This is a genomic window from Fibrobacter sp. UWOV1, from assembly GCF_900142495.1.
Lineage (GTDB): Bacteria > Fibrobacterota > Fibrobacteria > Fibrobacterales > Fibrobacteraceae > Fibrobacter.
Genome location: NZ_FRBA01000016.1, coordinates 1 through 13006 on the forward strand (window position 1 = coordinate 1; position 13006 = coordinate 13006).

Consider the following 13006-nt stretch of genomic DNA (forward strand, 5'->3'; position numbering starts at 1 on the left):
TCTGCGCTGGGCTGCGGGACTGCCGGCATGGCGGCCATCGGGGCCTGGAAGAAGGCGTATCTCAAGGGTAAGAACGCGCTGTTTACGCTGCTCATTTTCGTGGGCGCGCCGATTGCGCAGACAATCTACGGCATGTTGCTGATGATGTACATCCTGAACAAGTCCCAGGCGGCTCCGGCCAACTGGGCTGCATACCTGGGTGTGGGCATCTTCGGTGGCATCGGCATGATGGCATCTGCCTGGTACGTGGGCAAGTCCGCTGCGGACGCCTGCAACGCCCTCGGCGAAACCGGCAAGGGCCTCGTGAACTACCTGATGGTGCTCGGCGTCGGCGAAACCGTCGCACTGTTCGTCATGGTGTTCTCCATGATGCTCGTGTCGTAGCGCAAAGTGTCATCCTGAGCGAAGTTTCCTAAGGTCGGTGAGCCGGCCGAACCGCCGAAGGAAACGGAGTCGAAGGAACTCCTAAACAATGAAAATAGCGGGGCTATGCCCCGTTATTTTTGTATAATTGAATTGAGCATTAGGATTAGACCATGGTTCAGGAATCTTTTGAATTTGTCGTGTATATGATTCACGCTTGCGCAAACAAGTGGAATCGTTTGCCGTCTTTTGTGTATCGAAAGCTGGCTGAATCAGGCTGTATTCAGAAATTCCTTGTTCCCAATTATGAAATTTTACAATCGTTAACATCTGATGTCATCATTGGCGATATAGAAGACTACCTGAAAGAGCGAAATGTGACCTTTTAACACAATTTTTGCCTAAAACCCTACTACACTTGTGTAAATGTGCTTCCGCATTTGCGTGAGCACATTTCTATATGGTGTTATTTTTGCAGAGTCATTTGCAGAATGAGCAGGAGAATACATTGCATTTTGTGGTAATGGTTAGTTGTGAACAAACTGAAGTCTTGTGTTGCATAATAACGACGTTTTTCTTCATATGACGAAGTTCGCTTCGGTCAAAAAAGTTATATATTAACAATAATCAGAAACGGAAATGACTATAGTTCAGTCCTCTCTAAAAAAAATTTAGGAAAGTACTATGAATGAATTAGATAATGTTTCAAATTTTTATTGCCATGTCCAAGTTGATGAAAAAAACAAAGACATATTGACTTCGATAAAAGAATATGCTGCTTCGCATGCAGGGGAGTCTTTCTATGTGTTGAAAGAACCCTTAGTGAGTGGGGAATATGATTATTCTTACAAAGAAAATATGTTGGGTATTTTTTCTCCAACACACGCTATCGTATTTATTGATTTAATGAATGAAAATGACTCATGTAAAGAATTAGATGATGCGAGTGATTTACCTGATGAATTTGATGAAAGCGTTGAAAATTTTATTCAAGACTGGTTTGCTCTTTCAGCACAGTATAAATACAAAAAAACAGTAGAACGACCTGATAAATGGCGTAAGGATATTCAAGTTGCAGGGGCTGGCGTTAATGTTGAAAGTCTACTGAATGAGAATGTACTAACAGATCCAAAAGAAAAACGACGTGTCAAATTATTGGTATCTTTACTGATTGGTTCAATAAATGATGCTGAAGAAAAAGGAATTGATGTTCCAGGTTCGATATTAGAGCAAATTAAAAAGAATATTATTCTATTTGATGCTGATCAAACCCGATTTATTTATCAAGATTTCCCTGGTCAAAAAACTGTATCCATTCAAGGGCTTGCGGGAACTGGTAAAACGGTTCTTTTGATGCATAAATTAGCGGAACTATACGTAAAACATGATCAAGTGAAAATTTTCTTCACCTGTCATAATAAAACTTTGGCCAATGATTTAAAAGAGCGCATTCCAAGATTCTTCAACTTGATGAATGTGTCTAGGCAAATTGAATGGAATAAATATTTGTGGGTTGATCGAGCATGGGGATCCGCTTCAGATGAAAATTCGGGATTGTATAGCTATCTGTGTAAATTTTACAACACTCCATTTTATAAATGGTCAAGTCGTTTAACGTATGAAGTTTTGTTTTCTGATTTGCTAACCCGATTAAATGCAATTCCGAGCGAAATGTTTAAGCCGGCTTTTGATTATATAATTGTAGATGAAAGGCAAGATTTCCCTGAAGTTTTCTTTAAATTGTGTGAAAAGGTTTCTTCAAAAAAAGTATTTACAGCCGGTGATATTTATCAAAATATTTTTGAGGAGCAAACCAAAGAGACGTTGAATGTTGATATATCTTTAAGCAAATGTTATAGAACTGATCCTCGGACATTGATGTTTGCTCATGCGGTTGGAATGGGCTTATTTGAAGAACAAAAGTTAAATTGGATTTATGATGATATATTGAAACCAACAGGTTATACAAAGAATGTTATCGGTGATAAGGTTCTTTTTTCCCGTCAACCATTGACAAGATTTGATGAGGAAATCCCTATTGATGATGTGAGTGTTGAAATAAAGAACTCTATATCCTTGGACTCCATTTTTTCAATTATCGATTCTATTCAAAAAAAATATTCTGGTGTTGCACCGAAAGATATTGCAATCATTTTTTTGGATAAAGGACGAGAGGTTTATTCCGCTATGGAAGAACTTCGTTTCGCCATACAGAGACGATATGATTTTCCTGCAAATGTTTTGGTAGATAGTAAATGTTTGTTGGATGATTGTTTGACGATTACAAATGCAAATAATGCTAAAGGGCTTGAGTTTACATTTGTTATTTGTATAACGAAAAAAATTGTTTCTGATTACAAATATAGAAATGGTCTTTATACAATGCTAACGCGATCTTTTCTTAAATCGTATCTTTGTGTACAAAATAGCGACAACTTGGAATGCATAGCTAATGGTTTGAAAATTATTAATGAAAAGCATTATATTCAAACGAAACAACCGACTGAAGATGAACTGAAGCGAATGGAAATAAACAGAAAGCGTTTTATTGAATCTCAAAATTATCTATCTTATGCAGATTTCTTGAATAAAATTTTTGATGAACAGAAAATAGAAAAGAAACAAAGATATAAGTTAAAGAAAGTGTTAGAAACTCTTGATCTAGGCTTTGATACGGAAAAAATAGTTCGAGCAATTCAGAGCAATAAGAGTTATGTCTAATAATACTTTTTATTTAGATCGCTGTACTAGTATTGATTTCTTTGGCATGAAATCTAGTACTTTGGATATCGTTGAATTGCTTTTAAATACAGTTGCTTTTATTCGACAAAATCAAGGCTATCCAAATTCAGGATACGGCTGCATAAAACTAGTAGAGTCTGTCAGTACCAGATTATTTTTCTTTCAAAAAGAAAAATATTTTTCAATTATTTTGCCATTCACCTATAGAGAAGAAAATGGCGAGTTGTTCTTTTATTACAATAGCGTTGAAATAGACTCAACTTTTTCTTCTGCATTGTTGAGTTTGTTAAGGTATGCTTCTGGAAATGTTATTGCCGGTTTGGAGGATTTCGAAGGTGAAATAGATGCTGTTAATGAAGGATTGGTTAATCCTGGACAATTAAATCTTATTTATAGGAGTTTGTTATCGGAAGAATTTGGCTATTTAAGGTATGATTTCGATGAAAAGAACGAAAATGGTAAATTGCATCCGTTAAATCATTTAGATATCAATTATTCGAATAGTGCAACATATAAATTGGGATTAGAAAATATGCTTTGTGAAGAGGATTTTATTGATGTTCTAAATGTAAAGACTGATTGTTGGTATTTGAGAAATGGTAAAATTATTGATATGTGAACCTTTTCGTTCAGATTATGAGGAAAAAGAAATTAGTTGATTATGATTATATGGATTTGCCTCTAATAAAAACAAGTTGGGATAATATTCCTTAGACTAAAAAGTGCTTCCGCATTTGCGGGAGCGACTTTTATATAGTGGGGAAGTTGCTTGAACTTTTGCTTTTGTTACAATGTCACTTGTGTTGAGCTGCGGGGGCAAATGTCCGGGCGGTTTTGTCACTTGTGCAAAACGGCCCGGTCTTTTGCCGGAGTGTCTTTTACACTTATGCGAAGGAGCCTGAACATTTGGCCGAGCACCTTCACCGCTTAGGTGATGGTGCTGGGGCATTTGCCGGAGCGGCATTTACAAAGTATATATTCAGGGTGAGCGAGCCGCCATACATTCTTGTCCTGAGCGGAGGCTGTCATTCTGGAGCGAAGCGATAGAATCCAGGCATAGCCCTGATAGGATCTCAAAGCATTAAAAAGGACCGCAGCGATGCGGCCCTTTTTGTATATGGAGGGGGAGGAATCCCCCTGGCTTCAGCCCCTTTGGGTCTTCCGCGCACCCCCACTGCGGGCTTCAGACGCCAGCCCGCAACGCCCGGGCTTGATTGAAAAAGAATTTTAAGACCATTTATTGGTTCGTTGTCTTTTTTTCTAAAATGATATAATTTATGTGCTAGGAATTACAAAAGGATTTTTGTATGAAAATTGGTAAACAAACAACTAGAGTTTATGGAATTGTTGACCCGGCATTACAGCGGATGCCTATAGAAAGAATGTACCTAGAACAATATGTTGTTCAACTATTCGCCAATATCAATGCTACAGGCCATAACCATAATCGGCCTATTTCGTGCGGAACGGCCTCGATAATTCCGCTTGGTGGTCGGATATTCTTGCTGACTGCAGCTCATGTTGCCGATGAAATGAATTTGGCGGTACCTTGCCCTGGTTCTACAAAAATAGTGCAACCAATTTATATGTCTTTAGAAGGGACTAGGCTTTTATCTATTGCTCCATCTATTATAAGAAATAAGGATGACAAAGATTGGGCCTTAATTCCTGCTGCAGATGAAATTATCATAGGCTTTCAGAATATAGGTCTTAGACTCTCCAATTATAACGCTCTGCCTACTGCAAAAATCTATACAGTTGTTGGTTTTCCCTCGTCCCGATGCAAGGCTGTTCGATATAAGGGAAAAGCGTATATCAAGAGTAGATCGTATTCATATTCATCGCCGGAAGCGGATCTAGCAACTTATAAAAAATATGGATTAGATCCCAAACTCCATATAGCCATACCATTCAATAGGGGATATGGTTTTTATGATTTGTCAAATCCAAAGCGAAAAAATGTCTTTCCTGATACTCATGCGATGAGTGGCTCTCCGATATATAATGAAAGAGGCTTTCTTGTTGGCATCTTTACAGCTTGTTCCAAAGATAAGGAAGTTTTGCTTGGAACTAGATTTAGCGCGATTGTTGAGGATATTTCATCAGATTCTAAAATGAATGTTGAATTTTGGCCGGCGAAAAATCAGGTGGCAAGTAGTGACAATTCTGAATTGAAAATAAGGCCGTGAGCAGCCACATCGACCATAAGAAGGCCCACCTGAAACTTCGCAAGGGAAGGGGCAAGATTACCGTGACTCCGGAAACACCCGAAACGGCGGTAATCGAAATCCCCACCGAAACGAAGGACGAGGAAAATGCCGCATAACAATCAAATACAAGACATGAACAACGAATCTCCTGCCTGATTGGATATCAGACAGGAGTTTTTTTCTGTATGACCAGCCCTAGTCGGGTATGCCAATACATCCACATTTGGTGGCTTAGCCCATAAAACTCCAGAAAAAATTTTTCTATAAGTGGTGAAAAAAAAGTCTAGCAGATAATAAATAAATAATTTTAATCCTTTTTTTTGCATATAGGAATGTGTTGAATTAAATTTACAATCCTTGCCGCTTGTCATAATTTATATTTACAGTATGCTTTCAAAAATCTTACAGGCTTTGCTTGCTCTTTGCTCTTTTGTGTTTTCGCAATCTGTGGAAACGGGCGATGCGTTCAATAAATATATGTCCCCTGATGGTGGGATAAACCCTTTATCTGGAACGGTTAGCTTTAGTGTTCCTCTTGCAACGCTGTCTGCAGGGGGTGTATCCACCTCGTTTGCTTTGAATTATTCGGGTAATGTTTCCCAGAGTGTAAAAAATCGAAATGACTTGAGTCCGACTAGCTGGGTTGGTTTAGGTTGGTCTATGGGTTTTGCTAAAATCGTTAGCGAAAACAACCATTCGATGAGCCTTTTAGATGATTTTTATTACCTAGTAACAGCAGAGGGGATTCGTTATAAGTTGATTTATGAGGGAAATCGATGGTGGATTGAAGGTTTGCCATATTGGTTGGTTGAAAGACATGTTGAAACAAAAATTTTGAGTGGCAAAACTTTTGAAATTGTCGTTGGATGGGTTCTGACAGATGATTCGGGCAATAAGTACCAATATGGAGATATGTCTTATTGTTTGACCAATGCTTTAGATACAGCCTGTAGTGCGCAAGGAGCGACTGCGTATGAGCTAGGTTTTCCTGCATTTGGGCACACGGGCGAGTCTATTGACGGGGACGATGTTCCTTATCCTGTTTCTTGGAGCCTAGCTAAAATTTATGATTGGAAAAATAATTCTTTAACATATTCTTACTACCAGTTTCAGGAAAAAATAAAGCATGGTTCCTGGACTTCTCAAAACAGATATACAAAAGAAACATACTTAAAAGAGGTTCGTTCCTCGATGGGTTCTTATGTAAAGTTTGTTCTTTCAGATAAAAATGAAGGTGATTTTGAAGGTGAAGTGGTTGATGCTATCGGAAAAGAAGAACTTTCTGCTGATGATGAAATTGATGCGTTTGTGGACCCCCTGGAACGAAAATTCTTGTCTAAGGTAGAACTTTATGGAATGGATGGCGAAATTCTGCAAACGGTAGGCTTCTGTTATGAAGCTTTGAAAGTTTCTCCAAGTCTAGACGCTGACGAAAATAAAAAATACACCAAGCGTTTATTGACGCGAATAGTGTGGGCGAATGGCGTCGGAAAGGAAACGAAACGAGAATCGTATGAATACTACGATAATGTGTATAAAGCATATTTAAATGATTCTTATGCGTTAGGCATGATGAAGGAAATTCAAGGGGCGAATTGTGGAAAAGTATCATTTGATTATGTTTATCAGGCCATAGATAAACAGCCGTTGACTATTCATTCGGAGAAACTGCCGGTTGTCAGCGTGTCGCTTGGTTATCTGGATGATGGAACTCCTTATTTACTAGGCATTGATAAAAATGAGAAAAAGGTTGTTGTATATTATTGGCAAAATGGTGCTTGGAACATTCGAAAAGAATTGAGTTCGCTACCGTATCATGAAGATGGATATTTTATCACGGCGAAAAACAACTGGTTCGCCTATGTAACAGGTGATGGCGATAGTTACGATATGTATCCTGTTGTATGGGATGGTGCTTCGTGGCAAGTGAAGCCTTATGTTCATGATGATGGTGATAAGGAATTGGTGCTTACAGGTCCTAATTATATAGTAAAGGGCAACCTGTCTTCAACTAAATCAACCTTGACGCTCACAGTTCCTTGGACTCTATGGGGAAATACTTTTGTAATAGATACTCTTTCTGCTGATGAAGGGAGTATGGATAATCAGTTCCTTCAGATTTATCCGTCGGAAAATCATATTGCTGTATCTTATATAGGTGAAGATTGGGGAAACAACTACCGAGTAAGAATTTTTTCTTTTATGTACGATGCATCCGGAATTTCTGTTCAAAAAACCTATGATAATGATGATTTGGACGACGATAATCGTTACTATTGGGGAAACGGTTACTTGTTTGGTGCCGTGGAGTCCACTGGCCTTTGGGGGCAACGAGCAGAAGCGTATCATTGGAATGGTAGTGGTTGGACAAAATTGCTTAACTATGATGTTCATGGGGTTCAGGGTGTTCCGAGGGCGCAGGCTGTAGGTTATAATTATGTCGCTATGCGACACAATGACAACGATGACTTGACTTTATTTGATTGGGATGGTGAATCTTGGCATATTCCTTTTGAAAATAGGAATATGGTCCACCATGATGACTTTGACCTTTTGGAGGAAGCGGAATGGGATGCTGTTGGAAGCGGCAATTTCTTTGTAACAAGACGCCCCAAAGTAGATAACATTATTGAAATACCTTACATTTGTTGGCCGAAATTTAAGCGTTGGGGTATAAAATGGAAGTGTAAATATGTGAGAGTGTGGAGTGAAACACACCCTGGAGCGAATATCGAATTGTTTGAGCGGCAAAATGATGGTGGGTGGATAAGGCATGGTGAAGTAAATACTGATGACTCCAAAAGCGAAAAACATTTGGTTGTCGGCTCGAATTGGTATATAGAAAAACGTTCAAATAAAGCTTACTTGTGGGATGGAGTAAAATGGAACGAAGAAAAATTGAATATAAATTGGAGCTATTTTAAAGATATTCATAATCCGAGTGGACAGGGACCGACAATGGTCGAGGTCTTTGATGAGTCGTATACAATAGGTGATTTCTTTGCTGTTGAGGGGTCGACTGGACAGCCAGAAGAAGGAACGACAACGGTTTATTATAAGAAAAATGATTCCTTTGTGAAAAATAAGGGCGTGTTACTTGTAGAAAAGAAGACTGTTCAGGATCCAATAATTGACAAAGAGTATTCTTATAAGTATGTCTATAATTTTGACAAGGCTCCAGATATCGCATTTGATTATGTGAATAATACACCTTTAATAACGACCGTTCGCGTTGAATTACCAGATAATTCAGGGATGATTGAACGAGAATTGTGCCCAATTGATTACAGTGATGTCGGGCTTGGACTGGGAAAAATTTGCGCTGAAAGAACCTATGTGGGGGAAGTTATTGAAAAAAGTTCAATTTCCAAGTATACTCGTTACCATAATTCAAATTGGCCGAATCTGTTGCATGTCGATGCTGTCAGTTCTATAGAAACATACATCAAGGGAGTCAAGAGTAAGGATTCGATAGAGTATAATATTGCGCTTAATGGACTGCCCTCAAGAAAATTGTTCTTTGAAAACGGTTCGAATGATATCTCTAATGAGCAGGTTCTCAGATATTCGGCGGAAGAATATGCTTTTGAACGAAGTGTGAATCATTTGCATAATCCATTGTTGTCATACTCATGTAAACCGAATTGTTCTACAGGTAAGGTAGTTGAATCAACTGCCGCACGTTATGCAGCTGCTAATGATTCCGTGGGAACGCCTCACCTTGTTGAGGAATGGATTTATAATCCTGATAACCTTGTAAATGGCAATTCTTTCCAAGGAATTCCTTGGGCGCTTAATGAGAACCCAAGTGGTATATGGAAAAAGAATTCTGCTGTATCAAAGTTTTTGAACGGTTTTGCAGTAGAAAAAACTGATGCACTCGGAAACAAGACTGCAAGGGTTGTTGATGATGACTCGATTGCTTTTGAACGTGCCGTGGTGCAAAATGCCGGATTTGATGAAATTCTTGTTGTTCCTGGTGATCGTTGTGACGAAAATGGCATGGAAGTGACTAGTGAATGTCACTTGTTGCCTTTACAGGGAAGAGCGACCGATGGCGAAGGTGCGTCTAATGGTCGCTTTTCAAAAGTCGTGATGGATTTGAGATATGGCTTTTCAGGTGTCGTCAAGCAGGCAAGGCAAGGTAAATATCGTTTTTCCGCATGGGTCCAAAATGCGGACAACACATCTGCAACAGTTACGTTGTCACTTAATGGAATACAGAAATATAACTGGACTTTAGATGGGAATGCAGCCGGTAAATGGCATTATGTCGAGTGGGAAGGCGAAGTGAATTCGGGTTTACAGAATGTTTCCTTGTCTAGTACGGGAAATACTCGCGTGCAGGATATCCGGATGATTCCCGCTGGTGCTGCAGCCATGGTCAAATACTATGATGTACACTTCGGGATGCCTGTTGCCGAAGTTGATGATCGAGGTGTTGGTAAGCATATTACGCTGGATGAAAACGGACGGATCAAAAAGACTTTTGGTGAAGATGTTTCCGGTAGTCTACGGCTTGTAAGCGAAAATGATTTCATCGATGCAAGATGTAGCGATCCTTCTCTTGGTTCAGATGACTTGGCGTCTTTATCTTTTGATTCCAAACCGATTCTGCAGTCTTCGACTAATCGAAACTTGCAATATGTATTGGCCGGAAACAAGGAGGATATAGTTATTTCTTGGGAACCAAAGAATTCGGAAGATGCGGTCCGTTATCGTCTTTATGCGGACGGAGAGTCTGCTTCGGCTGGATGGCATTACGACTGTTGCTCTGCTACCGATGGGTTGTATGCTACATTTGATGACAATACCTCATATACATTGGAAATAGATGTCGGGGCGGATAGTGTCGGGATTTATACTGTGCATATTCAGAAAGCCTCTTCCGGGTGGGTTGGCTATGGAAATGTCTTGAGAAAGGCAGAAATGCCGCTGTTTATAAATAGGGGCGATTCTTCGAAAATAGTCTATTCTGCATCAGATGGAGTCTATACGGCTGATTTTAGTGGAAATGTATGGATTGAAAATCTGGTAACTTTGCAAAAGTCTAAAGCTCTGTCGGGAACAACGTCTGGTGGAAACAGCTATTTGCTTTCAATGCCGCGAATCCTGATGGTTGATTCTACTAGCAACGAAAATGCTGAACTGTTCTCTGGCAATTCAGAAACATGGACCAACAATGGTTACATTTTTGATGCCTCCGTATACGGGCTTGATTTTGCTATGTCGGCGAATTCAACTGGCAATGTTTGTGCGGCCTATGTAAAGACAGCTGCCCATGATAGCACAACGCCTTCGGTACTTGCTTCCAGTTGCTTTATAAACAATGTATGGATGCCTATAGGTGGCTATACGGTGTTTGGGCAAGATTTTGATGCGCCTCCATCTGTTGTACCGGGTATTATAGAGAATGGCGATGTGTTTGGCGTTGATTTGACAACAGGTCCTGGCGGAAAACTCTATGTGGCGTATGTTGCACGAAATCCCTATTTTGAACTATATAAGGATGATGTGATTGCTGAACATGGAGATAGCGTTTCTTCTCCCAAATTCTTGATTATAAAGAGACTTTTTGATTCTTCGGAATCAGGGATATCTGGCTCAGGAAATATTTGGGCGGGGCCGACTCTTACAAAGGATTCTGCTTCCAATGACATGCTCCCGAATTATCTAGGAGATTTTGTCTTTATGGATGATTCAATACCACTTACCATGGTGAAGCAGTTTAAGATTGTTGGCGATGCTGACTATATCTACCTTGCTGTCGCATACAATGTCTCTGTGGATAATACTGGTAAGACTGCTATTACGGTTCTCAGGGGCGAATTTGTCGACACGGAAGATGAAGATGGTATTCCCGAACATAGACTCCAGTTTACTCCCTACGAGGATGCTTCTATTGTAAATTCTGCGGGATTACCCGTTGAACAGGAACGTCGGATTATTGCTTATTTAGAAAGTGATGCTCCGTTTGATTTTGCTGTTCGGAATGGAATCCCTTATGTCTTGTTTGCGAATAGTCAAAACGAAGATGGACTCACTCTTGTAAGTTATCGAGATTCACGATGGCTTTCTGTTGGTATCCCTGCTTTCATTAAGTCAAATAAAACGGTGAATTCGGCCAGCTTGGCTTTTGGCTCAAATGGAACCCCCGCTGTTGTTGTACGGGCATCGGATAAAGAAACGAAAAGTCGCAGAAAGCATATTGTTCCAATGAAGTATGTATCGGCGGATGACGTTGATATAACTCTTTCTGGAATTCAGGTTACGGGTGCCGTGACAACAATTTCGTCCGAATTCCGTCAATACATTTTAAATTATTCGGCCAAGGTATTGTCGGATGACTCTGTCATTGAAATATCACCCGCCTTGATGGAACCGCTGGATGTAGCTTCTGTGCAGGTGCTTCATAACGGGAACCAGGTTTCCTATGAGGGTGTCAATTTCTTTGGTGCACTGATATCGTGGGTCGGTTCAATATTTTCTCCCGGATATAACTTCCAGGATTTGACAAGTGAAATTCATTTGGAACCTGGAGAGAACCGCATAGAAATAAATGTCATCGGGGCTAATGGCGTATCTTTGACTTATACGATAGACCTGTTTAGGGAATACCCGACTGCGGATTCATCGGATAAAACATTGCAATATAGTGTCAGTACCAACAGCAATTTGATTCCTGTCGGCATAGCTTTGGATACGGCACTATATGTCAGTAGGGGGGATAGTTCGTATCGTAAATTCTGTATTCAGTTCCCGTTCGGCGTTCGTCTGTGGTTCAAGGGAACGACCTATTTCCGCAGCACCTGTGTTGATTTGGATTTCTCCAAGGCATCAATCGATACGTTATTCCTGGAGGATGAATATGGAAATAAGCAAGTTATTTTTGTTGAAGATGACAACATTGCTGAAAGCAAGAATGAAAGCGATGACGATAGTAGCGGAGTTGACGAAAATGAGAATATTCCTTTACCGTATAGGAATTTGTTAGGGCACAAGGTCTATGCTACAGGATATATGGCCCTTTATGATCGGGCTTCGATTTCTGCCGATGAAGTTGTCGGTGAAACGGTCGAGGTTTGCGCAGGAGCAAATGTTCTTGCACAGATGACTGTTGAAGGGGATGTCTTGTTACGGTCCAATTCAAATGTCGAGGATATTACTTTAGGTGGAAATCTGTATATGCAGGATGGTGCAACGCACGGACAAATTGAACATAGGGATGTCCATATTGCGGACATACCTGTAAATTATTTCGTTACAGGAATAACGGATTTTATTGTCGGCGTGAATGATTCGGCAACGATATCTTCTGGTGCATATAAGGATTTCCATGCCTATGCAAATTCGGAAATACATTTTGAGGAGGGGGAATATTATTTCGACTCCTTTGTCGTAGAACCTGATGTCAGGGTGTACTTTGATGGCCCTGTTCGTCTGTGGGTACAAAACGGTATCAGCATTGCTGACCGTGCGGGGCTCTATAATTCTCCAGGTGGAGCAGAAAATGTATTCCTTTATACGAATACAACTGACTTGATGTATTTCGGAGTCTATTCTGATTTTGCGTCCATTCTTGTCGCTCCGTTCGCATCCGTGAGCCTTGCTACTCAATCTAGGTGGGAAGGATTGATTTGGGCTAACAATCTATACGTACAGGCGGATGCCGTAATTGAATAGGAGTGAAA

The 13006-nt window shown here is 40.1% G+C and carries 7 protein-coding genes; all 7 read left to right on the plus strand.

The genetic code is table 11. The annotated features are described in order from the left end of the window. A partial coding sequence (locus BUC02_RS14350) for a V-type ATP synthase subunit K (protein ID WP_073322246.1) occupies positions 1-384 on the plus strand: 384 nt, incomplete at its 5' end. A 152-nt stretch (positions 385-536) separates the two neighbouring features. Continuing rightward, positions 537-752, plus strand: coding sequence for a DUF3791 domain-containing protein (locus tag BUC02_RS14355; protein WP_073323698.1), 216 nt, complete (start codon positions 537-539; stop codon positions 750-752). Between the two features lie 295 nt (positions 753-1047). Continuing rightward, positions 1048-3084: a DEAD/DEAH box helicase gene (locus tag BUC02_RS14360; protein WP_073323700.1), complete on the plus strand. Its 2037-nt coding sequence runs from the start codon at positions 1048-1050 to the stop codon at positions 3082-3084. Next, the gene (locus tag BUC02_RS14365) at positions 3077-3724 is read left to right on the plus strand and encodes a hypothetical protein (RefSeq protein WP_073323702.1); all 648 of its coding nucleotides are present in this window, start codon (positions 3077-3079) and stop codon (positions 3722-3724) included. Before BUC02_RS14360 ends, BUC02_RS14365 begins: the two co-directional genes overlap by 8 nt. 688 nt (positions 3725-4412) lie before the next feature. Continuing rightward, on the plus strand, positions 4413-5294 hold the full coding sequence (locus BUC02_RS14370) for a hypothetical protein (protein ID WP_073323704.1): 882 nt from the start codon (positions 4413-4415) through the stop codon (positions 5292-5294). After that, positions 5291-5431, plus strand: coding sequence for a hypothetical protein (locus tag BUC02_RS16345; RefSeq protein WP_175549886.1), 141 nt, complete (start codon positions 5291-5293; stop codon positions 5429-5431). The genes BUC02_RS14370 and BUC02_RS16345 overlap by 4 nt, the downstream gene beginning before the upstream one ends. 271 nt (positions 5432-5702) lie before the next feature. Next, positions 5703-12998 carry a cadherin-like beta sandwich domain-containing protein gene (locus BUC02_RS14375; RefSeq protein ID WP_139261200.1) on the plus strand — a complete coding sequence of 2432 codons (7296 nt, stop codon included), beginning with the start codon at positions 5703-5705 and terminating at the stop codon, positions 12996-12998. Positions 12999-13006: the final 8 nt, after the last annotated feature.

Bases quoted from the DNA above. Each gene is read 5' to 3' on its own strand.
- BUC02_RS14365 (WP_073323702.1), top strand. From the start codon at position 3,077: ATGTCTAATAATACTTTTTATTTAGATCGCTGTACTAGTATTGATTTC.
- BUC02_RS14375 (WP_139261200.1), top strand. From the start codon at position 5,703: ATGCTTTCAAAAATCTTACAGGCTTTGCTTGCTCTTTGCTCTTTTGTG.
- BUC02_RS14360 (WP_073323700.1), top strand. From the start codon at position 1,048: ATGAATGAATTAGATAATGTTTCAAATTTTTATTGCCATGTCCAAGTT.
- BUC02_RS14370 (WP_073323704.1), top strand. From the start codon at position 4,413: ATGAAAATTGGTAAACAAACAACTAGAGTTTATGGAATTGTTGACCCG.
- BUC02_RS14355 (WP_073323698.1), top strand. From the start codon at position 537: ATGGTTCAGGAATCTTTTGAATTTGTCGTGTATATGATTCACGCTTGC.